Annotated in this window: 20 protein-coding genes, 12 tRNA genes and 1 rRNA gene; 7 read left to right on the top strand and 26 right to left on the bottom strand. The window is 42.3% G+C overall.

The annotated features are described in order from the left end of the window. Positions 1–66: 66 nt before the first annotated feature. A complete protein-coding gene (locus tag FFM78_RS12100) occupies positions 67–843 on the top strand; it encodes a Cof-type HAD-IIB family hydrolase (protein ID WP_137638657.1) in 777 nt (258 codons plus the stop codon). A 299-nt stretch (positions 844–1142) separates the two neighbouring features. On the opposite strand, the gene FFM78_RS12095 is transcribed toward FFM78_RS12100, so the two are convergent. The 6 genes from FFM78_RS12095 to FFM78_RS12070 form a co-directional block, all read right to left on the bottom strand. After that, complete coding sequence (locus tag FFM78_RS12095; RefSeq protein WP_137638656.1) at positions 1143–2108, bottom strand: ABC transporter ATP-binding protein; 966 nt, start codon at positions 2106–2108, stop codon at positions 1143–1145. Further along, the gene (locus FFM78_RS12090; protein ID WP_137638655.1) at positions 2108–3634 is read right to left on the bottom strand and encodes an ABC transporter permease/substrate-binding protein; all 1527 of its coding nucleotides are present in this window, start codon (positions 3632–3634) and stop codon (positions 2108–2110) included. The genes FFM78_RS12095 and FFM78_RS12090 overlap by 1 nt, the downstream gene beginning before the upstream one ends. 149 nt (positions 3635–3783) lie before the next feature. After that, positions 3784–5115 carry a dihydrolipoyl dehydrogenase family protein gene (locus FFM78_RS12085; RefSeq protein WP_137638654.1) on the bottom strand — a complete coding sequence of 444 codons (1332 nt, stop codon included), beginning with the start codon at positions 5113–5115 and terminating at the stop codon, positions 3784–3786. A 163-nt stretch (positions 5116–5278) separates the two neighbouring features. After that, on the bottom strand, positions 5279–6658 hold the full coding sequence (locus tag FFM78_RS12080; protein ID WP_137638653.1) for a hypothetical protein: 1380 nt from the start codon (positions 6656–6658) through the stop codon (positions 5279–5281). A 688-nt stretch (positions 6659–7346) separates the two neighbouring features. Beyond that, the gene (locus FFM78_RS12075; RefSeq protein WP_137638652.1) at positions 7347–7895 is read right to left on the bottom strand and encodes an ECF transporter S component; all 549 of its coding nucleotides are present in this window, start codon (positions 7893–7895) and stop codon (positions 7347–7349) included. 158 nt (positions 7896–8053) lie between these two features. Continuing rightward, positions 8054–8908 carry a methyltransferase domain-containing protein gene (locus tag FFM78_RS12070; RefSeq protein ID WP_137638651.1) on the bottom strand — a complete coding sequence of 285 codons (855 nt, stop codon included), beginning with the start codon at positions 8906–8908 and terminating at the stop codon, positions 8054–8056. 263 nt (positions 8909–9171) lie between these two features. Here FFM78_RS12070 and guaC point away from each other — a divergent pair, with 263 nt between their 5' ends. After that, positions 9172–10149: a GMP reductase gene (guaC, locus tag FFM78_RS12065; protein ID WP_137638650.1), complete on the top strand. Its 978-nt coding sequence runs from the start codon at positions 9172–9174 to the stop codon at positions 10147–10149. Between the two features lie 350 nt (positions 10150–10499). Here guaC and FFM78_RS12060 read toward each other — a convergent pair whose 3' ends face one another. After that, the gene (locus FFM78_RS12060) at positions 10500–10883 is read right to left on the bottom strand and encodes a PTS glucitol/sorbitol transporter subunit IIA (RefSeq protein WP_137638649.1); all 384 of its coding nucleotides are present in this window, start codon (positions 10881–10883) and stop codon (positions 10500–10502) included. Positions 10884–11111: 228 nt separating this feature from the next. On the opposite strand from FFM78_RS12060, the gene FFM78_RS12055 reads away from it, so the two are divergent. Further along, on the top strand, positions 11112–12146 hold the full coding sequence (locus FFM78_RS12055) for a lactonase family protein (protein ID WP_137638648.1): 1035 nt from the start codon (positions 11112–11114) through the stop codon (positions 12144–12146). A 17-nt stretch (positions 12147–12163) separates the two neighbouring features. Continuing rightward, complete coding sequence (locus tag FFM78_RS12050; protein ID WP_137638647.1) at positions 12164–12802, top strand: copper homeostasis protein CutC; 639 nt, start codon at positions 12164–12166, stop codon at positions 12800–12802. Positions 12803–12865: 63 nt separating this feature from the next. Here FFM78_RS12050 and msrA read toward each other — a convergent pair whose 3' ends face one another. From msrA to yjbM, 6 genes are all read right to left on the bottom strand, one after another. After that, the gene (gene msrA, locus FFM78_RS12045) at positions 12866–13381 is read right to left on the bottom strand and encodes a peptide-methionine (S)-S-oxide reductase MsrA (RefSeq protein ID WP_137638646.1); all 516 of its coding nucleotides are present in this window, start codon (positions 13379–13381) and stop codon (positions 12866–12868) included. 2 nt (positions 13382–13383) lie between these two features. Further along, positions 13384–13830, bottom strand: coding sequence for a peptide-methionine (R)-S-oxide reductase MsrB (msrB, locus tag FFM78_RS12040; protein WP_137638645.1), 447 nt, complete (start codon positions 13828–13830; stop codon positions 13384–13386). Positions 13831–14033: 203 nt separating this feature from the next. Next, a complete protein-coding gene (gene mgtE, locus FFM78_RS12035) occupies positions 14034–15404 on the bottom strand; it encodes a magnesium transporter (protein ID WP_137638644.1) in 1371 nt (456 codons plus the stop codon). A gap of 10 nt (positions 15405–15414) precedes the next feature. Continuing rightward, positions 15415–16320, bottom strand: coding sequence for an RluA family pseudouridine synthase (locus tag FFM78_RS12030; protein WP_137638643.1), 906 nt, complete (start codon positions 16318–16320; stop codon positions 15415–15417). Continuing rightward, the gene (locus FFM78_RS12025; protein WP_137638642.1) at positions 16320–17126 is read right to left on the bottom strand and encodes an NAD kinase; all 807 of its coding nucleotides are present in this window, start codon (positions 17124–17126) and stop codon (positions 16320–16322) included. The genes FFM78_RS12030 and FFM78_RS12025 overlap by 1 nt, the downstream gene beginning before the upstream one ends. A 12-nt stretch (positions 17127–17138) precedes the next feature. Beyond that, entirely contained in the window at positions 17139–17837 is a 699-nt protein-coding gene (yjbM, locus tag FFM78_RS12020; protein ID WP_137638641.1) for a GTP diphosphokinase, read from the bottom strand. Between the two features lie 189 nt (positions 17838–18026). On the opposite strand from yjbM, the gene FFM78_RS12015 reads away from it, so the two are divergent. From FFM78_RS12015 to FFM78_RS12005, 3 genes are all read left to right on the top strand, one after another. Further along, positions 18027–18641: a CYTH domain-containing protein gene (locus FFM78_RS12015; RefSeq protein ID WP_137638640.1), complete on the top strand. Its 615-nt coding sequence runs from the start codon at positions 18027–18029 to the stop codon at positions 18639–18641. A gap of 116 nt (positions 18642–18757) precedes the next feature. Beyond that, the gene (locus FFM78_RS12010) at positions 18758–19402 is read left to right on the top strand and encodes a DsbA family protein (RefSeq protein ID WP_223877071.1); all 645 of its coding nucleotides are present in this window, start codon (positions 18758–18760) and stop codon (positions 19400–19402) included. A gap of 496 nt (positions 19403–19898) precedes the next feature. Further along, positions 19899–21251: an amino acid permease gene (locus tag FFM78_RS12005; protein ID WP_137638639.1), complete on the top strand. Its 1353-nt coding sequence runs from the start codon at positions 19899–19901 to the stop codon at positions 21249–21251. A 472-nt stretch (positions 21252–21723) separates the two neighbouring features. Here the strand turns inward: FFM78_RS12005 and FFM78_RS12000 are convergent. From FFM78_RS12000 to rrf, 13 genes are all read right to left on the bottom strand, one after another. Beyond that, positions 21724–21807: transfer RNA gene (locus FFM78_RS12000), tRNA-Leu, on the bottom strand. A gap of 46 nt (positions 21808–21853) precedes the next feature. Next, positions 21854–21924 (bottom strand) — tRNA-Cys (locus tag FFM78_RS11995). Positions 21925–21957: 33 nt separating this feature from the next. Continuing rightward, positions 21958–22029, bottom strand: a tRNA-Gln gene (locus FFM78_RS11990). 12 nt (positions 22030–22041) lie between these two features. Further along, positions 22042–22114: transfer RNA gene (locus tag FFM78_RS11985), tRNA-His, on the bottom strand. A 2-nt stretch (positions 22115–22116) separates the two neighbouring features. Then, positions 22117–22190: transfer RNA gene (locus FFM78_RS11980), tRNA-Trp, on the bottom strand. Between the two features lie 10 nt (positions 22191–22200). Beyond that, positions 22201–22281: transfer RNA gene (locus FFM78_RS11975), tRNA-Tyr, on the bottom strand. A 5-nt stretch (positions 22282–22286) separates the two neighbouring features. After that, positions 22287–22359, bottom strand: a tRNA-Phe gene (locus tag FFM78_RS11970). Between the two features lie 15 nt (positions 22360–22374). Further along, a tRNA-Asp gene (locus tag FFM78_RS11965) sits at positions 22375–22448 on the bottom strand. 8 nt (positions 22449–22456) lie between these two features. After that, positions 22457–22529 (bottom strand) — tRNA-Val (locus tag FFM78_RS11960). A 2-nt stretch (positions 22530–22531) separates the two neighbouring features. Next, positions 22532–22603: transfer RNA gene (locus tag FFM78_RS11955), tRNA-Glu, on the bottom strand. 12 nt (positions 22604–22615) lie between these two features. Further along, positions 22616–22705, bottom strand: a tRNA-Ser gene (locus tag FFM78_RS11950). A gap of 9 nt (positions 22706–22714) precedes the next feature. After that, positions 22715–22787 (bottom strand) — tRNA-Asn (locus FFM78_RS11945). Positions 22788–22797: 10 nt separating this feature from the next. Continuing rightward, positions 22798–22896 (bottom strand): 5S ribosomal RNA (rrf, locus tag FFM78_RS11940); the annotation flags it as partial.

The raw sequence follows: 22896 nt of genomic DNA, 5'->3' as shown, positions 1-22896 counted from the left end.
CTACACTAAGCATTGACACTTAATTTTTAACTACAGGAGCACTTAATCTTGAATGGGAGTGAAAAAATGACCTATCGTGCGTTAGTTTTTTTTGACTTAGATGGTACTTTAATGAATCCACAGTCACAACTTGATGCAGATGTTCGTGCTGCTGTCCACAGTTTGCGTGAACAAAATATTTTACCTATTATTTCTACTGGACGTTCCCCTGGTGAGATTCCAACGATCTTCGAACAGGCCGGTATTAACACCTATGTAGCTCTAAACGGGGGCTTGGTCGTTTACAATGGTCGGCCCATTTATGAAGGGGCCATTGCTAAAGCCACAATTGCCAAAATGTTGGCCGTTACAGAATCCCACGGCGACGCGCTGGCCTACTATAACGGTACTGATTTTCGCATTTCTCGGTTAAACGATTTGGTTAAAGCACAGTATGACTACGTGAGCACGCCCTATCCGCCGGTCGATCCTAATTTCTATAAAACCAATCCTGTGCAAATGTTACTGGTGATCACAGTCGACAACGATAAACGTTATATTTACCCTTACGGCGATCAACTAACTTTTTACCGCAATACACCTTATTCCTTAGATACTGTCCTCAAAGGTGAATCGAAACAATTTGGTATTAATACGCTGATTAAAAAAATGGGCCTCACTGACGTACCAACTTATGCTTTCGGTGATGGTGTTAATGATATTCCGATGTTAGAAACAGTGGATCACCCAATCGCAATGGGTAATGGTATTACCGCGGTTAAAGACCGGGCAGAATACATTACCGCTAAAAATACTGAAGGCGGTATTGTTCAAGGTTTACGTCATTTTAATTTATTACCCTAAACTAAAAAGGTTACGTCATTAATTACTTAATGGCGCAGCCTTTTTAGTTTAGAGATTATGCTCGCTTTCTAGCTTCACCCTTAGTGAAACTAAGCTCAGGTTATTTTATTGTACTTGCAAACAAAGTAGCCGAATGCATCCTTAAGGTATTTTTTGGCATCAGAATAATCAAATTTTTCGATCCCACCAACGAGCGCGCTGTAACGAGAAAATACTATTAAGAACTTTATAACGATGGCACTGATCCGTTATTATGAGTTCCTTTATTTCACATGCTCACTTTTTACCGTCAAGCTGCCTTACTTTTTAAATTTGACCATAAACCTCAATAACTGCTTACTGGTTAATTTCCCGGCCAAAGTCATTTCATCATTGACCTGAATCGCACCATTTTCTTGTAACGCCGGTAATGCTTCACTAATTGTTTGGTTACTGTCAAAAACTGGCAACTGCTGATCGACTGACGCAAGCGGCTCAAGATACCCCAGCACCTTCAGTCGGTTTAAATAAACACCATAAATATCATTAGTTTGTGCCGAGGCAAACATCTTACTAACAAAATTATTAGCCGGCTGCTGAGCAATTTCATCAGGAGTGCCCACTTGGACCAAATGTCCACCTTGCATGACCCCAATCCGATCACCTAACTGCAACGCCTCATTCATATCGTGGGTCACGAAAACAATCGTACTCTTTAACCGCTGATGAATCCGCAACGTTAACTTCTGTAGTTGCTCTCGTGAAATAGGATCTAGCGCACTAAAAGGCTCATCCATTAAAACCACTTGTGGTTGAGCGGCAAAGGCCCGAATGATCCCCACACGCTGCTGTTCACCACCCGATAAATCACTGGGCATGCGCTGTTGGTAGACGGCTGGATCTAACCCAACTTCATTTAGCAGGTCACTGACCCGCTGTGTGATCACAGCTGGGGTCATTTTTTTCATTTCTGGAATCAAGCTAATATTCTCCGCCACAGTCATATTGGGAAATAATGCAATTTGTTGTAGAACATACCCCATTTGTAAGCGCAATGTTCGTAACGGCAACGTTGCTAACGATTGCCCCTGGTAAAGGATATCACCAGCCGAGGCATCTTCCAATCGATTGATCATTTTCAGTGTAGTGGTTTTCCCGCTACCAGAGGCGCCCACTAAAACGAATAACTCACCTGAATTAATGGTTAAATTCAACTTCTTAACTGCATAATCAGTGCCAAACTGTTTACTAACTTGGCGGAATTCTATGCATGGCTCCGTACTCATTAGCGCTCACCTCCCAGTAAATGATGGGCCACTAAATAATGATGCGCGACTTTAGCGGCCGATTTTTTCTGCACATTGACTTGATAATTCATTTCCTGCATATCTGCGGCAGAAATTTTATTTTGCAGGCGTTTTAAACTGCGTACAATCTCTGGATGAGCCTTAGCGGTTGTCGTGCGCATTAACGGAGCTCCCTGATAAGTTGGGAACAGATGCCGATCGTCCTTTAAAACAACTAGATCATACTGGCGAATTTGTGAATCAGTTGAATACCCATCAGTCACGTTGACTTTACCTTCATGTAGCGCTTCATAACGCAGATCAGCCGACATTGATTGCGTTTTAAAGTTTAACCCATACCGTTTTTGAATTCCCTTATAGCCATCGGTACGATCAAGGAATTCTAGATCAAAACCTGCATTGATCTGATTACTAACCTTAGCCAGATCACTAATACTCCGAACGTGATATTTTTCTGCAAAGGCCCGTGTAACTACTAATGCATAGGTATTATTATATTTTAACGGTGGTAATAAGCTTAATTGATCTTGCTGCTGTAGTGCTTTTTTCGCTTGTCGATAAATACCATTAGCACTAGTTGCTTGTTGCTTTGGTTTATCCACCAGGCTTTCTAGCACCGTTCCAGTAAATTCAGGGTACAAAGTGATCTGCTTTGACTTAAGTGCACTAAATAAAAATGAAGTTTGACCAAAATTAGGTTTCAGTGTCACCTTAACATTAGGATTGTCAGCTTCGATCAGATCACGGTACATATTGATCAGAATTTCTGGCTCAGAGCCTAATTTACCAGCAATCGTGATTGATACCGGTTGCGGCTGTACTAACTTATAAATACCAAAGCCACCACCACCTAATACTGCAATCGCCACGGTGATCAGCAACGGCTTCAGACGAATTTGCTTGATTTCTCGCAAGGCAAAACTTAAGATAATGGCCAATAATGCTGAGGCCAATGCGCCAATCAATGTCATCGTATTATTATTACGATTAATCCCCAATAAAATAAACGTTCCCAAACCACCAGCACCGATCAAGGCAGCCAAGGTAGCCGTCCCGATGATCATCACCAACGCGGTACGTACACCAGATAAAATCATCGGCCAGGCTAGTGGAAGTTCTACCTTATGTAACTTTTCCCAGCGGGTCATCCCAAAAGCAGTGGCCGCTTCTTCAAGCGAGGGATCAATTTCCGTTAAACCTGTGTAAGTATTTTGAAAAATCGGCAAAAGTGCGTAAACGACCAACGAAATAACTGCCGGCACACTACCGATCCCAACCAACGGAATCAACATTCCCAACAAAGCTAGTGATGGAATCGTTTGTAAAACACCAGCGATCTGAAGAAAAACATTAGCGGTTTTCGGTTTAGGGATCACCCAAATTGCTAATGGAATTGCGATCATAAGCGCAATTAATAATGAAACTACTGATAAAATTAAATGCTGACCTAACGCTGTCAACAAATCGCCGCGTTGGGTCACCAATGTATGCCAAAAATCAGCCAAAAAAGTACCTCCTTTGCGCATTACCTTAGCGTTTCAGCTAAATCCGTCGTGCTAATATAAAAAACTCGCAACTGCTTCACAAACGTGAAAGTTACGAGCTTCAATTTAGACAACTTAATGCTAACAATTTAATCTATTGTTCGATCTGCTCACAGATAATAAGCCAAATCACTTGCTGGCGTTGGGTAAGCCGTAATTTGCTGACTTAGTTGGGCCTTAGTCACGTGCTGGGTCATCAAAATTGTTAAGTAATTGATCACTTCTTCAGCAATACTACTATACACAATCGCACCGACCAAACGATGTGTCGCCTGTTCAAAAATGGTCGTGACCCGTGCTGTTGGCTCCTTAATCCGATTAAAAGTATACCACTGCGTCACGTCTTGTTCACGAATTTCGTATTGCGTAGGTGCCTGTTGTGCGGTTACCAGTTTAACCCCAACCTGTGCAATCTGGGGACTGGCATAAACCACTTGTGGTATAAGCGGGTATGTGAGTGCTTCTCGTTTACCAAGAAGCACTTGTGCAACATAGCGCCCCTCAAGGCTAGCTACTGGCGTTAATTTAGGCTGCGCTTTGGCAACAACATCACCAACTGCATAAATTCGGGTATTAGTCGTTTGCAAATGATCATTGACCGTTACTCCCTTAGCCGTGGCCTCAACTCCTGCAGCCGCTAAATTTAATCCAGCTAATTGTGCTTGACGACCACTAGCTGCAAAAACCGCATCAACCGTTAATTGCAGACTAGTGTTAGTAGTTAAACTGTAACCAGTAGCATTTTCAGTCACAGCTCTAAGCTCAGTATCCCAGTGGAACGTCACCCCTTGTGCCGTTAACGCGGTCGCTAATAATCGCGTATCGGTCTCAGGAAAATCACGTAACAGCCGTTGATTATGCTGCAATATGTGTACTTCGGCTCCGGCACTAGCCGCAATATTGGCCAGTTCTAAGGCGACATAGCCGGCACCGATAAAAGCGATTCGCGCAGGTAATTTAGGTAACGCCAAAAAATCGGTACTAGTCTGCAAATATTGCTGACCTTCAATTTGTGGAATCACCGGAGTTTGTCCCGTAGCAATAATAAAATTCGCTGCGCGATAAGTCGTGGCGGCAACCGAAATTTGATCAGCGCCAATAAAACGTGGCTGTCCATGAACAGTCGTAATATTAGCGGCCTTTAAACCGGCTAAAGTACCTGCAGGCACCTTGTTAGTATAGGCATTTTTAAACGCCATTAACTCCGGCCAATTGATTTCAGGAATACCGGATAGACCATCGTGCTGTAAATGACTGGCCTGATCACGTGTTTCAACAGCAGAATAAAGCATCTTTTTAGGATCACACCCGCGATTGGGGCAGGTACCGCCCCATAAATCATTTTCAACCACTAAAACGCGCTGCTGTTGTGCCAAAGCATAAGCAGCTGCTAAGCCACCAGGACCAGCACCGATCACGATCGTATCAAACTCAGTTACCATCATTTCCCCTCCTCAAATTTTTTACAAATTTTAAATACACTAATTCGTTTAAAAAACTGCTTACCGCAGTTTTCCAGCATCAGCAAATTTAGTTTAGCATATCTGTTTTAAATACTACTCATAATATGCTTACGCATTACGAATAATTTGGAATTAAAATTAACTAATTCCAATCTTCATGTTGCTTACTTTTCCAAATAGTTGTTACTAAATCTAAGAGCAGCTGTTGATCAATGCCTAGTCGATTGATTGGAATCGTTAAAACAACACCGGTGAAATCCCGTTGAAAATATTCCGGCCGAATACCGTGTAACCAACGGGCGAACTTCTCTTTTTTCACCGGCAGATGTAAATTAGTATCAAAATAGTTTTCCGGATTTAACGCAAACACAAAAAGACAAGTCACCTGTGTTTGACCGCTAGGAACAGTTACATTGGTCAAATCGGTTATCTCGCGCCAAGGAACAAAAAAATGGTGCTGCTGTTTTCTATAACTAAGCCCGGCTTGATCAAGTGTAACGATTGGCCGCGCTAGTTGTTTCCAAATAAGCCAAACGATGAGATCAATGATGACTAAAGTAACTAATACCAACGCCATTGAAAGAAACATAGGTTGCGTACTACCAGGTTGGGCCTTACCTCGTGTGTTGATCCAAATATAAATATAAACCCCAATTGTTGAAAATCCGACTAGCGGGATCAATTTCAAAATAAAATCAGTATTGAAATAAAGGCTGAGTGGCAACTGAACATTATCCAGGTTTCCAGACGTTATCTGTTTAAGTGCTTTTTTCTCTAATTCGTAACCATTTCTCGGAATGGTCTGTTTGCCAATGGGTGTCGTGATCGTCATCGGCTCAAATCGTTTTCTTGGCCGCAATAAAAACCAAGCGGCAATGATCAGTAGTGGTACCAGGATGAAAAAAAGAATCATCATTGCACCAGTTGAAACCATAACTGTACCGCTTAATGCTAAAATTTGACCAACCGTTTGCATACTACGGCGCCGCGCTGCTATTAGAGCACCAACTGATAGTGCACTACCGATCACACCGGCACCCATTAATGCGAACAATGGCAGACTAAATTGTTGGCCACCAATTGTTATCGCGGCAATGACAATACTTGGCACCGCGATCGCTAATATGAAGATATAAATTGCCAGTATAATGTTGATCTTTAGATTCTTGACGGGCATACTTGAAACTTTTTTAACTGGGCTACTGGAACTGCGAATATAATGGTGAATATCATCTGCTTCATCTAGATCTGGTAATAACTTAAGCTTGATTTGTTGGATCACGCGCGCTGCCTCGAAATCAAGGTCATTATGAGTTAACGAAAATTCAACCGTGAAAGTCAAAGAAGTTACCCGATCACGATAAGTTGATCGAATCTTGGTGTAGGCAGGAATATTAGCAAAATTAATTTGCACCACCAATAAGTCAGGCGAAGCACTAATAATTTGACAATGCTGTTCAACCAAGTAGTCGCGTACTAGGTGAACTAACTGATTTAATTTTTCATCTTCGGTTGGCATCATAAACACACTCCGTCGCTAATTTGATTGCTGTCTAGTTGTGCTTTGTTGTATTACACTGCTTTTTGCGGTGGTGTTGCAACGGTAAGAACCAATTTTTTGATGGCAATCCTTTTCCCAACACCGATTAAACCAGTGAATAACATGATCAATCTATGCTACTATATTACTCATTATAATAAAGTACTATAAAAATCAAACCCTGTAGATAAGAATAATGCGCCTAAAAAGTATTCATTCAAAGTTTGAAGCGCTAGTTGTCTTGTTGGAACTGATAAACTTTTTTAATTTGCCCTTAAAGTATTTGAATTAAGGGTACCACTTCAAATTTTTCGAAATTAAACCACGGTGGACTGCTTACTATTTTATAAAGTAAGCGGTAGTTTATTGCAACTTAACTACAAAAAAAAGCAAGCAGCTTACTAACGTTTCGAAGTAAGCTACTTGCTTTAAAAAATGGAAAACGTACAACCTCGGTGTGGGAACGGCGAGGTCATACGTTAGTGAAGTTTTAATCACTGATTTTTATCAAAACTTAAAGGTTATTCTGATAAAAGTTAATGAAAAAATACCTTGAAAATACTATAACACCTTATTCGCGCTTTTACAACTACTTGAGATTACATTTCCTTAACAAAATGGACTAACACTAGTCTTAACTAGACCTTAGTCTAATTACAGTCGCCACTAATTACGACCAACCGATTTTGTGACTAAGTGGTGTTAGCACCGGTAATAGTATGGCCGCGACGATCCCACCAATCAACGCAGTGATCAGTTGGGGTAATGTAAACATTGTGGCAATCAACGTATTTTGTACCGGTGGCACAGTTAATATCATCCCCAGTAAGAACTTAACGATCAATAAATATAAAACTAAAAATTTTAATCCTGCACCACCGACCAAAGCAATAAGCGTATTTAGCATGACATTTAAACGCTTAGTCGTCAGTACAAAATGCCAAACAAGAACTAATACAATATTACCGATCATAATACAGGGAATCAGTGGCAGTAATTTGGGCCCGATTCCTAAAATAAAAGCTAGTACTGGCGAAATAGCGGCTACCGTGATGCCGCTTGATAAACCGGCCAACATGACTGCCATAATCAGGGTAAAATTAACCAACGAGCCAGTGACCAAAGTCATGTTCAGGGCCGCAGTTGCCGCTTGAAAAACAATTAATAGTGCCAAAAAAACTGCTGTTTTGGCAATCCATCTTGCTGATGAATTTTGCATTATCTAATGGACCTCCCATCCAATATGAACTTCAATAGTAATCAGAATGACCGCTATTCGAACATGTTCATCGTATCACTAATGGCGGGGTTAAAAAAGAGTACTCTCGATTTTAAAAGATATTGCTAGTCCATAAAGGCCGTAATACCACTTCAAGTTCACTCCTCTTCAGCAAGAATAGGATCCTGGCCAACTAATACAGTGACATCAACCGTAATCTTTTTAAATGGCTGGGCTATTAACTGCTGTAATTGTTCCTCACTGGCCTGCCAATGAAGCGGCGTCATTAAAACTAGATCGGCAAAGTTCTCCGGCGGAATCGCGAATTGATAGCGCACGCGTTGCGTAGTGATTTGGCGATATTGAACATTGAAATGCTGTAGCACCTTGTCGTTTGAATAAACTGCGCGTGTACCACCGGCAAACAAGGCCTGCCGTAATTCCGCTAAGTAATCAGCATTGGGAATGACTTTGATCACGCGTGCACCTGGGCGCATGATTCGCGCGAACTCACGATAATTAGATGGTGAAAAAATATTTAAAATCGCATCAAAGGTTGCGTCATTAAATGGTAAATGCGCCAAATCGGCCACACAAAAAAATGCTTTGGTGATCTGTTGTGTCGCCAAATTAACCCCTGCCTTGGAAATATCAAAACCAATAGCCGTCCGCAATTTAGATGCTAATTTATGTAATGGTGTCCCTTCACCACAACCAACATCAAGTCCAACAGCCTGGTCAGGCAGTTGTGCCTGAACAACTGCTAAAAATTCATCAAATAAGCCGGCTTGCAAAATTCGCCGCCGACTGGCCAGCATGGCCTGGTCATATTCACTTTGGATCTGCCGTTGTAAAAAATACAAAGTACCCTTTTTACTCAAATCCAAACGATGCCCTAGCGGACAAACTAAGCTCTGCATCTGCACTTCTTGATAAGGCTGATGGCAAACTGGACATTGAAACAAAGCCAAGTGCTGTTGTAAAAATTGGCGACTACGTTCAATTTTCTTCATTATGATACTCCCGTTATTTTTAGTTATTAGTTAAATTGTACACTGATTCAGTATAAGTTTAAATATTCACCATTATTTAGCCAATAATTGTCATAAACACGAACAATAACAATTATAAAATTAAAAATTATCCGCTTTTGTTATTGACATTTAATGTTGGTTCGGCTAATCTATACAAGGAACGAAATATTGATCGATTGTTCAGCCATATTGTTCGTGTTTAGCTCAAAAATCACTGACCAATCATTAAAGGGGTCGTATTTATGCAAGTTTTTGATTACGAAGATATTCAATTAGTCCCAAATAAATGTATTGTTGACAGTCGTTCGCAATGCGATACGCAGGTTAAATTCGGACCGCGAACCTTTAAAATACCCGTTGTGCCGGCTAACATGCAAACGGTAATTGATGCACCCCTAGCTAAATCTTTGGCTAGCAACGGCTATTTTTATGTCATGCACCGTTTTGAACCGGAAAAACGAACTGCGTTCATTCAACAAATGCAGCAGGCCAATTTGTTTGCTTCGATCAGTGTTGGGGTCAAACCAGAAGAATTCAAGTTTATTGAAAAATTAGCCCAGGCACAACTGCAGCCCGAATACATTACTATTGATATTGCCCACGGCCACAGTCAACGTGTAATCGATATGATTCAGCACATTAAGCGTCTGTTACCAGCTAGCTTTGTGATTGCTGGCAATGTTGGAACCCCAGAAGGCGTACGTGAATTAGAAAATGCTGGCGCCGATGCCACCAAAGTTGGGATCGGCCCCGGAAAAGCCTGCATTACTAAAATCAAAACCGGCTTCGGTACCGGCGGTTGGCAACTTGCTGCATTACGCTTATGCAGTAAAGCCGCCAGTAAACCAATCATCGCTGATGGTGGTGTGCGCACTGACGGCGATATTGCCAAGTCTGTTCGCTTTGGTGCAAGTATGGTAATGATCGGCTCACTTTTTGCCGGCCACAAACAATCACCTGGTAAAACGATCGAACGTGATGGTCAATTATACAAAGAATATTTTGGCTCCGCATCTGAATACCAGAAAGGTGCACACCGGAATGTTGAAGGTAAACGGATGTTGGTCAATTATAAGGGCGATATCAATGATACACTAACTAAAATGCAAGAAGATCTACAATCAGCCATCTCCTACGCAGGTGGCAAAGATCTACACGCACTGACCAAAGTTGACTATGTTATTGTAAAAAATTCAATTTTCAATGGTGACCAATATTAACAATAAAGCGTTTGGGGCATAAGGCGTTTGGCCACTACTTCACAATAGTAGCTGATTTTCGTACTGAAAATCTTAGATGTTCCAGCTGTTGCGCCTTAGGTTTGTCACAATTTAGCTTAGTTCGATCACCAGCAGGAAGCAAGTTCCATTTAGCGAATTAGTGCGCTATTCAATCCTTGCTAAACCGTGTTACCAAAAACGAACGCCGATGATCATTCGGCTAAAGTGAAACATAGCCAACAAAAAAATTGCCTTGTGGAACAAGTTTTAACCCTATTGTTATTGTTCGGAAGTACAACAAAGGAGTTGCGACATGAATTACTTGTCGCAACTCCTTTGTTTGGTTTAATTTATTGACGATCATCAGTTTGATAGGTAATTTTAGTGCCAACGTGAAAAGTCGGCTTAGTCGTTGTCGTTAAATAGACGCCATTACCTAAACGATCAGATGCGGGTACCGGTGCAAAAAGCAAGGTAATGTGCCCAATTGTTTGCAAATTCTGATTAGCAACATCACCAACATAGGCAATCGTGTACGTTTTAGTATCAATGGTGATCGTATCCCCTTCAGCTAAAGTTAACTGCTGCATCGCTGTCGGTTCAGTAAATTCTTGAATCACTGCGATCGCTTGTAATTCTGGGGTTGCCTCTTGGTCAAATAAAATGACTAACGGATCATTGGTTTCAATGGCGTTAGCCCCAATCGCAGTAACTGTGCTTGTAACTGTACTCATAAAAGTTTTTCCTCCAATTAGTCGAGGCGGCGCTTTCAAGTCGTTGCACCACTTCTGCTCAATGTTATCAGTGTATCACAAATCGGCAATCCTCGTTAACCCTTTCCCAGGTCTAGCCGACTATGCTAAGATAACAAGAGAAACAATGAAATACCTTGTTCCTGCTAGCCTTTAGGATTAGCAGTATCGAACACTTTTTCTAATTAATGTAGAAGGGAAGCCATCTTTTTGTCTGTCAACTTACTTTTAGGCAGTTATACACGCAACGCGGGTACCGGTATTTATCAAACCACATTAGATCCAGTTACACAAAAATTAGCGCAACCCACCGCCTATATTACGGCAGGTAATCCAACTTATTTAGCCGTGTCACAAGCTAAACGTTTGTACAGCATTTTAACCGAAAATAAAACTGGTGGATTAGCGGCCTACGATCTCAGTGATGCCAACGCACCCAAATTGATCAACAAATCCTTACAGCCAGGCTCATCACCGGCCTATGTCGCTGTTGATGAGGCTCGTCAACTCATTTATTCGGCTAAATATCACAGTGGTCAATTATTGATCCACCGAATTCTGCCAGATGGTGGGTTGGAACTAGCTACAACCATCACAGACCACGGTCGCGGACCTAAACCTGAACAAGAAAGCGCCCACGTTCATTTTGCTGATTTAACACCTGATCAGCGCTTAGTTACCTGTGATCTCGGCACCGATGAAGTCCACACTTATACCGTCACGGCCAATGGTGAAGTTGGGCCAGCGGTTACTTACAAAACAGCAGCAGGTTTTGGTCCCCGCCACCTTATTTTTCACCCAACTGCAGCAATTGCTTATTTAGTTGGCGAATTAGGTAGTGCGGTGGAAGTCCTGCGCTATAGTAAAGCACAAGGTCGTTTCACTCATCTACAAACGATCACCACGATTCCCGCTGATTTTACTGCCCACAACGGTGCCGCAGCAATCCGTATTTCTCAGGATGGTCGCTTCCTATACGTCTCTAATCGCGGCCATAATTCTATCGCTGTATTTGCAATCAACGCCACTGGCACTCATTTACAACTGCAGCAGTTAATTGCAACTGCTGGGGAATTTCCGCGTGATTTTGCATTAGACCCTAGTGACAACTTTTTGGTCTGTGCCAACCAAAATACCAATAATCTTACTTTATTTTCGCGGGACGCCAAAACGGGTAAACTAAGCTTACTGCAAAAGGATATTGCCTGCACCGAGCCAGTTTGTGTCCGCTTTTTAAACTTTTAATTTCAAAGGAGTCTACCATGCTGATCAAGGAAGTCTGTTTAGAAAATTTCACACATTTACCACAGGCCATTCGTCAAGGTGCTAATCGCATTGAATTATGTGATAATTTAGCTGTCGGTGGCACCACCGTTAGTCACGGCGTGATGACTGAGGTTTTACGCTATGCGCATGAAAAAGATGTGCCGGTCAACGTTATGATCCGACCACGTGGTGGTAGTTTTGTTTATAACGATTTAGAATTACGTATGATGGAAAATGATTTATTCACGGCCCAGCAGCTTGGCGCTGACGGTGTCGTTTTTGGTTGCTTGACCGCCGCTAACCAAATCGACGAAGAAGCAATGGAAATGCTGTTAGGTGCTGCAGCCGGTATGACAGTTACTTTTCATATGGCCTTTGACGAAATTTCTGCAACTGACCAAGCAACTGCTATTACTTGGTTAGCTGAACACCAAGTCAGCCGGATCTTAACACACGGCGGTCCCCTGTCTGCACCCTTAGATCTAAATCACTTAAAACAAACAATCGCGGCCGCCGGTGAGCGGCTGATCATCCTACCTGGTGGTGGTATTACCGCTGATAATGCGCCAACAATTGCGGCTCAATTAGCAGTCAATGAAATTCATGGTACCAGAGTTGTTGGTCACTTAGACTAAAATTAAAATGAGTGCTCCGTCCTAAATTAGGCGCAGCACTCATTTTTTAATAGCAAATAATCACTAATCCTGCCATTTTTCATGAATAAATTGGTCACGGCCACCCTGTTCTTCAATACGATAACGCCACGGATTTTTCTTATAAAAATCTTGATGTTCAATTTCAGCAGGGTAAAATGGCTGCGCAGTTTCGATCGTCGTCACGATTGGCTGGGTAAAACGACCACTGGCGGCTAGTTTTGCTTTAGATGCAACTGCAATTGCCCGTTCTTTGTCATTATTTACATAAATCACTGGCCGATAACTGTCACCACGATCTTGAAATTGACCCATAGCGTCAGTGGGATCAGTTTGCCGCCAATAAATTTCAACTAATTCAGCGTAGGAAATTAGCGTTGGATCATAAGTGATCTCTACAGCTTCGGTATGACCAGTAGTATGACTGGCCACCTGATCGTATGTGGGGTTCGCCACCGTGCCACCAGTGTAACCAGAAATAACTTTACTGATGCCTGGTTGTGTATCAAAGGGCTGCACCATACACCAAAAACAGCCACCTGCAAAAATTGCTTTTGCCACGTTTATTCCCCTTTCTGCATAAACAAGGTCTGATAGTCACCGTAACCTTGAGCGGCTAAATCAGCTACCGGAATAAAACGTAAGGCCGCTGAATTAATGCAGTAGCGCAAGCCACCACGGTCAGATGGACCATCCGTAAAAACATGCCCTAAATGGGAATCTGCCTTTTGACTACGCACTTCGGTCCGCAGCATGCCTGAGGAACGATCTAAGTGTTGCTTGATCTGACTTTTAGCGATCGGCTGTGTAAACGACGGCCAACCACAGCCAGCATCATATTTGTCAGTAGAACTAAATAGTGGCTCACCACTGACCACATCCACAAAAATTCCCGGTTGATCAAAATCATCGTATTGCCCACTAAAGGGCCGTTCGGTTGCAGCATTTTGTGTCACGGCGTAGGCTGCAGCACCAATTCGTTTTCTTAGATCCGCATCTGCTTGCATCATCATTAAACCGCCTTTCCAGTCATTACATTGCACACAATTTGTAAGTCTATCTTGCCCTGTTCTAGATGCCGCGTCAAGTAACTTGCTTCCGAATCAAAAAAGGTGGTGTGATCAAAATAATTTCATCACACCACCTTTTAATTACTTTCCCAGCCAACTTATCAATCAGATTCTAGCAAACAATTTTTAAACACACACCAACGTTAATGTTGTACAAACGAAGTCACAAAATACTGAGCAATGCTGAAATAAATCAACACACTAGTTAAATCACTTAAAGTCGAAATAAACGGCCCACTGGCAACTGCTGGATCAAAGCCTAAACGTGCCATTAAACCAGGAATAAAGCTACCAGCCAAATTAGCCACAATGATCGCACAACACATTGCCAGACCAATCACAGAACCTAAAATAAAACTATGCTTCCAAAAACCGACCACTAAGGTAATCGTCACGCCAGTCACTAAACCAGTGACCACCCCCGTAACCATTTCTGCCAGCAATGAGCTTAAGAAAGTACGCGCTTGATCTGGAAACGCCAGTCGCCGCACCGCTACGGCTAGACTTTGCGTCCCTGCATTACCGGCAGTCCCAGTGATCAAAGAAATAAACACCGCTAAAACACTGGCTTCACTAACTAAACTTTCATAATGGTTGATCAAACTAGCTGTCGACATTCCTAAAAACAACAACGTGACCAACCATGGCAATCGTTTGGCCGCAGCCTTTAATGGATTTTCTGAAGTATCTTCGACATCGACCCCGGCTAAACCAGAATAATCAGAAGCAGCTTCGTCGTCGATGACATCGATAATATCATCAACCGTAATGATCCCTAACAAACGATTTTCATCGTCAGTGACCGGAATCGCATAAAAATTATAATCACGGATCGTTTGCGCGACTTCTTCCTGATCATCAGTTACCTGTACCGAGATCACCCGCTCATTCATAATTTCCTGCACCATTTTTTGCTGATCGTTGACGATCAAATCGCGCAACGAAATAATACCGGCTAGCCGTTGCGCCTGATCCAATACGTAAACATAATAAATCAATTCAGCGTCGGCAGCGTTAGCCCGTAAGGCAACCATTGCCGCCGCTAAAGTTTGATCCGCCGCGATGGCGATAAACTCAGTGGTCATGATTGCCCCAGCCGTTTCATCTTCATAATGCAGCAAGCGGCGCATATCAAGCGCCGATTGCTGCGGCATTTGCGCTAATAAATGGTTGATCGTACCCTTATCCAAATGCTCCAAAATGTCTACCGCGTTATCGGTGTACATTTCAGTTAACATTTTGGCCGCAAATTTTGATGGCATTTCTGCTAAAAACTCAGGTAACGCCTGGTCATCATCATCAATATCATCAAAAAAATTACCCACTTCGCTAGCCGTCAAAACTGTATATAAAGTTAAACGTTCAGCCTGCTCTAAACCCAGGAAAAATTGCGCCTGTTCCCAACTATGCAATTCTAAAAATGTTGTCCGAAATGCTGTTGGCTCGGCGGCAGTCAATAATTGTCTTAATTGCTTAACCTGTTCTAACCAAGCTTGATTCTCTACTTCCGCCAATTTTTGTGCCTCATTTCACTGGGTAATTGTTTTCCTGAGCAATTAATCGTTGCAGATCTGGAGGTAACGGTGCCGTTAAACTAATAACGCGGGCTAAAAAAGGATGGAAAAAGCGTAATTGTACACAATGTAACGCCGGTCGCATTAAATTAACAACAGTTGGTCCTGCATACAACTCATCCCCTAGTAACGGATGCCCAATTGCGGCAAAATGAACCCGAATTTGGTGTGTTCGTCCTGTATGCAACTTAATTTTGACTAATGCTGCCGTTTTAAATTGCTGTTGACACCAATATTCGGTCAACGCTGCACGCCCGCCAACTGCAGTCGTCCGTTCAATAAATGAACCTGGTGCACGCTTGATTGGAAAAGTGATTCGATTGTGGCTATAGGCAAGACGTCCTTGGACCAAAGCCAAATAAGTTTTCTGTAATTGATGGTCATTTAGTTGTTGACTCAATAAGGTATGCCCAAAGGCGTGCTTAGCAAATAACATCAGCCCAGAAGTCCCACGATCCAAGCGCATCACAATATGAATGCCTTGATCCGCATAGCCTTGGCGTTGATAATAACCTAGTACGCGATCAGCCATAGTATCCCGCGGATAAACATGGCTGGGTAAGGATGCAACTTGAGCAGGCTTCGCCACCACTAAGAAATGAGCATCCTCCCAAACAATCGTTAGCGGTTGTTTGGATGGTGTTAAAGTTATCGGTGCCGGTTCAGGTGGTAATTGTACTGCCAAAATTTGCCCTGGCACCAGTAAAGTGCGTACAGTCACTGCTTGATCCGCCACGGTTAAACCACCACCATGAAATTTAATTTTTTTCAACAAAGTCCGTGAAATACCATGACCCTTTAAAAAAGTCCGCACGCTTTGCGGTTCACTACCCTGATACTGCCAAGTAAATTTCATCAGTGCTGCTTTTCGCCAATAAATGCGTCTTCTACTCGGTTCCAGAAATGCATGTGGCGATAACGGGCAAAAGAAATACGTTCCTTGGCGATCCGATATCTGATTGCCTTGATCGGCCGTTGTTTTGGCGCAAAACGATCAACCGTCATTTCGTAATCCATGGCCCTAGGTTCAGGATAAACATCGATCCATTCATCTTTAGAAATAACAATAGCTGACCCCAAAGTGCGAAAAACCCGGTTATTGATCGAAGCAATTTCTGCTAACTGAATCGCCTCTAGCTGCGGGTTTAATACGGCACCGCCAACTGACTTATTATAAGCGGTGGATCCAGTTGGCGTTGAAACACACAGACCATCCCCCCGAAAACTTTCAAAAAGCTCGTCACTAATGTAAACATCAGTCACCATAGTGGCCGGAAAACGTTTAAGTGTCGCTTCATTTAACGCTAAATAATGGACGGTGCTATTATCATCCGCATAGCGCACACCAACGTCTAATAATGGATAACTAATTTTCTGATTATCATCATGGCGCAAACTTTCTACCAATTCATCCAGCTCATAATCACGCCAATCCGTATAGAAACCCAGGTGCCCCGTGTGCACACCAACAAAACGCACCTTATCCAACATATGCGCATACTCGTGAAACGCGGATAACAGTGTGCCGTCTCCACCGACGGTGATCACAATGTCAGGATTATCCTTAACTACTGAAAAGCCTTGCTGTCTTAATTTGGCCGCTAAATTAGCCGCCACGTGCACCGACTTAGCATTCGAATTATGAAATACCGTTATTCGCATATGCAAAATCCCCTAACTATCCTGTTGTGATGATGATTCATCATCATTATCATTGATCTGATTACGTTCAATCGTACCATCGATCAATTGTTGCCCTTTGCCATAAGAAAATAGTTGCTGGGCTTCTTGAATTTCTTCACGAATCGCTGACATTTCTTGATCTAGCATAAAGGCCGCCTCCGCAGCCCGCTTCAGACGTTCATTAATTTCATCGGGAAACTCACCCTGATATTTATAATTTAAGGAATGTTCGATCGTTGCCCAGAAATTCATTGACAACGTCCGAATTTGAATCTCCGCCAATAACTTTTTCTCGCCATGAACTGTTTGGACTGGATACATGATCACCATATGGTAAGAACGGTATCCGCTAGGCTTAACATTGGTAATATAATCACGCTCTTCGATAACTTCCATATCGGTACGTTGGTGGATCAAGTCGACTACTTGGTAAATATCCTCAACAAATTGACACATGATCCGTAACCCTGCAATATCTTGCAGATCTTGTTCCATTAGCGCTTCACTGATCTGGCGTCGATGCATTTTTTCAATAATACTATCGACAGGTTTGACCCGCCCAGTGACAAATTCGATTGGTGTATGTGTATTCTCTTGCTGAAATTGCTTCCGCATTCCCCGCAACTTAATTTTTAATTCATCTACAGCCTGCTTATACGGCATCAAAAATAATTCCCAGTCTTTCGGCATCGCACCTGTCCCCGTTCCTTTTGATTCATGTAACCGACAAATTCTAATCAAAATTCATCGGCTAACGCATACTATACCTGCAACTATTTTAGCATAAAACGGCCAGTAGCGTATTGCTTGCATTTTGCCCAATAATCATTGTAGACTGTTTCTGAATGATTGTGAATTTTTTAGAAGGGTTTTTAGACTATGAGCCGGCAAAAAGAACATGAATTTAAAAATTTATTGACGATGCAGGAATACCAACAATTATTACAAACCTATTCTTTTTCGGCACCATTCCGCCAAACTAATTTATATTTTGACACGGCCACCCAGCAGTTACGCCGATTAGGCTGCGGTCTGCGTATTCGCCTATTTAAAGATCACGCAGAGCAAACACTGAAGATCCCCGCCAGTAGCGATCATACCTTATGGGAGATTACAGATGCTGTGCCACTGGCATTGGCACAGCAACAACTAAAAATTCAACAGCCCAGTCAAATTAGCCGCCAATTACAGCAATATCACATTACTGTGGCGCAATTACAATTAATCGGCTACGCACAAACACTTCGTCGCCAAGTTGAGTTAAGCAGTGGTTTGTTGGTACTAGATCAAACTAACTACGCTGATGGCACGCAAGATTACGAAATCGAATTAGAGGTTCAGGCACCGACAACGACGCTGACTGATTTTTCTACTTGGCTCAGGACGCAACAAATTGCCCAGCGACCAGTTAAAAACAAGGTCGCACGGGCCGTGCAGCATTATGTTGCTGGTGAAAAGCAGTATGAAAATCTTGTGCATATGCTTTTTAATTGAAAATTTCATTTATTTTGTTAAAGTAAGTAATAGTAGTTCGATACCAAGCATTCACACATAATCAAGACGAACACAGGCTAATTTAAAATAACTGTTATCAGGAAGTTTTAACCGACATGGGGGACGTAATCGTGTTAGAAATTTATTTATTTGTTAATCCGCTGGGTGAACATTGTTTAGAAGCAGAACATTCAGTTTTAAAAATTGCTGAGGAAAATCAGGCCGCTGTGCACTATCAGTTCTTACCACTAGTCAATTTGCATACCGTTGAAGATGTGATGCGGCGTAATAACTATAGTTTGCACGATTTGACCACCCGCAACAAAATCTTTAAAACAATTTATGCCGCATCATTGGATTATAAGGCCGCCCTTTTTCAAGGTAAACGTCGTGGTCAAGAATTTCTAATGGCATTACAAACCGCATTGAATTTTCATCATGAACGTTATACTGATCAATTAATTGCTCGTTTAGTTCAAGATAGTGGTCTCGATGCCGAAATGTTCAATGAGGATCGGCGCTCAAAGTTAACTAGCGAAAGCTTTGAAGCCGATCAGCGCGTTGCTTGTGAAATGCAGATTCAAAAGCACCCTTCTGCAGTTATTTATAACTATGCGGATCCTAAGCAAGATTACGGCATTTTAGTTGAAGATTGTCATTCTTATGAAGTTTTAAAGCAAGTTTGCCAAGGTCATTACGATGCCGCATTAGCAGCGCAAAATTCGACTAATCATCACAAACAAACGATCCATATTCTGTAAATAACACTTGTTATGTACACAACAGCTACCTAAGTTGACAGGCTTAAAAGCGCGTTTAACTTGGTAGCCGTTTTTTTATTTAAACACGTCGTCAGCAGTTAATACTGTGGCTAACATACCGCATAAACTAGTCATTCTTAAGAAAAAGTTTGCTAGATAGCGAATTTCACCGCATAGTGGCCTTGACAAATGATGTTTTTTTTAATAAACTGAGTAACAATTATTCTAATTATAGGTGTCCAGAGAGATTAGTCTTAGCTGAAAAACTAATTCACCTAGTAATGGCGTTTTATTATCGATTGATCACGTTATCGATCATTAGAGGCAATTCGTAATGAGTTGTGAAACTTGGGTGGAACAGCGTTAATCAAACGCCCCTAGTGCAATATAGATCTGCACTAGGGGCGTTTTTAGTTGCTCAAATGTAACGGGCACACACCGCAGCGATGAATTCCTTAGTCAGATTGACACTTTCAAGTCTATAGGAGGAGCTATTATGCAAGATCCACAAAAATTATCTCGTTCGCTGAAAAGTCGCCATATCCAGATGATCGCTATCGGTGGTGCAATCGGTACTGGTTTGTTCTTAGGATCCGGTACCGCCATTCGCGCCGCCGGTCCCTCAATTATTCTATCTTATTTGATCGTTGGTATTTTCTGTTTCTTTCTTATGCGAGCTATCGGTGAATTACTTTTATCAGATACCAGTAAAAGTTCATTCCTCGATTTTGTCAAAGTATACCTAGGAAAACGTATGGAATTTGTAGCAGGTTGGACTTACTGGTTCTGTTGGATCAGTTTGGCCATGGCTGACTTAACCGCTACTGGCATTTACGTTAAATACTGGTTTCCTAGTTTCCCCCAGTGGGCAACGCCATTGATCATTATTTTGGTGTTGTTAGTCACCAACTTAGTCAATGTAGGCCTATTTGGTGAAATGGAGTCCTGGTTCTCCATGATCAAAGTTGTGGCGATTCTAGCTCTGGTGATCGTCGGTGTTGTTCTAGCCATTATTCATTTTCCTGTCAGTACTGGCCACGCCGGTTTTGCTAATCTAGTTAGCCATGGTGGGTTCTTCCCTACTGGTGCTATTGGCTTCTTCATGTCATTTCAAATGGTCGTTTTCGCCTTTGTTGGTATTGAAATGGTTGGGTTAACTGCAGGTGAAACAACCAATCCAGAAGTTAATCTACCTAAAGCCATCAATAGTCTTCCTATTCGTATCGGCCTTTTTTACATCGGCTCTATGATCGCCATTATGAGTGTTTATCCTTGGAACCATATTACCACTAATACTAGTCCTTTCGTTCAAGTCTTTTCTAGTATTGGTGTAGCCGGAGCCGCAGGCATTTTAAACTTTGTTGTTTTAACCGCCGCGATGTCCGCAACCAACAGCGCCATTTTTAGTACTAGTCGAACTCTACATGCTCTTGCCCGTAGTAATAATGCGCCGAAAGTATTTACTAAACTAGGCCGTAACAACGTTCCAAATTTAGCATTACATTTTTCTTCAGCGATTTTATTCGTAATCGTTATTTTAAACTACTTAATGCCGGCCAGTATCTTTAATTTGATTTCTGGCGTGTCCACCATTAACTTTGTTTTTGTTTGGTTAATTCTATTGTGGTGCCACGTTAAATACCGGCAGAAACATCCCACAGGCTATGAGACCTTCACCATGCCTGGTTACCCAGTAACTGACTATATCAGCTTGCTGTTCTTCGCAGCTGTGTTGGTCTTCCTATTGTTCGACCCTGCAACTAGATTATCCGTGATCATTGCCCTCGCGTGGTTTGTTTTGATGTTCATCGCTTATCAAATCATGCAAAAAGTCAGTCTCAAAAATTAAATGTCTATTCATTGGTTTGGATTCCTGATGCCAATAATGTAAGTATATTTTTCTGTTGCTAGTTTGCTAAGATAGCCGACTAGCAGCAGTTTTTTTGTATTTAAAGGTCTAAACTGAGATTCTTTATGAAATACTGATTACAAATTTAAGCGGCGCATCATCTTAAATTACAAAATATCAAATAAATTTGCGCTCAATATTAAAGAGCTAAACCTTATATAGCATTGCTAATGACACTAACGTCTCAATCAATGCCGTCTGTTTATCGCTACTTAGGTTTTAGATCAATATGACGAGCTTTATGCTTAACAACTATCTTATATCTTATGACCGTCATTTGTGGCAACAATTGACTCAGCAAAAACGTATTTGATTAGTAGGCTTTGTACTAGGTATCAGTCTTAAAACCATAAGCAGACCAAAAAAACAGCACTTTTAGATTTTATTATCTAAAAATGCTGTTTTTATTTGATACCGGCGATCGGGGTCGAACCGATACTCCCGTGAGGGAACTGGATTTTGAATCCAGCGCGTCTGCCAATTCCGCCACGCCGGCATAATATCAAATTTTAAAAGTATGGTACCATACCTTTATTAACAAAAGGCGGTAACCGGATTTGAACCGGTGATAGAGGTTTTGCAGACCTTTGCCTTACCACTTGGCTATACCGCCATCATCAAGGTTCAAATACCTTGAAACTTTTAACTGGGATAGCTGGATTCGAACCAGCGCATGACAGAGTCAAAGTCTGTTGCCTTACCGCTTGGCTATATCCCAATATGATTCAAGGGCGGTATGTGGGAATCGAACCCACGCGTGCCGGAGCCACAATCCGGTGCGTTAACCACTTCGCCAATACCGCCATGGCAGGGATAGTAGGAGTTGAACCCACATCAACGGTTTTGGAGACCGCTATTCTACCATTGAACTATATCCCTATTATAAAAATGGAGGAGAGTGGATTCGAACCACCGAACCCGAAGGAGCGGATTTACAGTCCGCCGCGTTTAGCCACTTCGCTACTCCTCCATAAATGGCGCGGGACAGAATCGAACTGCCGACACATGGAGCTTCAATCCATTGCTCTACCGACTGAGCTACCGAGCCAATTAAAATGATAAGCGGTCCCAACGGGACTCGAACCCGTGATCTCCTGCGTGACAGGCAGGCGTCCTAACCAACTAGACCATGGAACCAATGTTGATGGAGGTTACAGGGTTCGAACCTGTGACCCCCTGCTTGTAAGGCAGGTGCTCTCCCAGCTGAGCTAAACCTCCAATGACCCGTACGGGATTTGAACCCATGTTACCGCCGTGAAAGGGCGGTGTCTTAACCACTTGACCAACGGGCCAGCATTAACTGACGGAGAGTAAGGGATTCGAACCCTTGATACAGGCAATACCCGTATACATGATTTCCAATCATGCTCCTTCAGCCGCTCGGACAACTCTCCATGGTTCGACTCCGGCTGTCGGACTCGAACCAACGACATTCTGATTAACAGTCAGACGCTCTACCAACTGAGCTAAGCCGGAATTATATATAGCGTGGCAACGTCCTACCCTCGCAGGGGGTGCTCCCCCAACTACTCTCGGCGTTAAGAAGCTTAACTTCTGTGTTCGACATGGGAACAGGTGTATCCTT

Source organism: Loigolactobacillus binensis, assembly GCF_005405165.1.
GTDB classification, from domain to species: Bacteria; Bacillota; Bacilli; order Lactobacillales; family Lactobacillaceae; genus Loigolactobacillus; species Loigolactobacillus binensis.
Note: the sequence above shows the minus strand (reverse complement) of the source record. Positions and strands in the feature narration are given on the sequence as shown.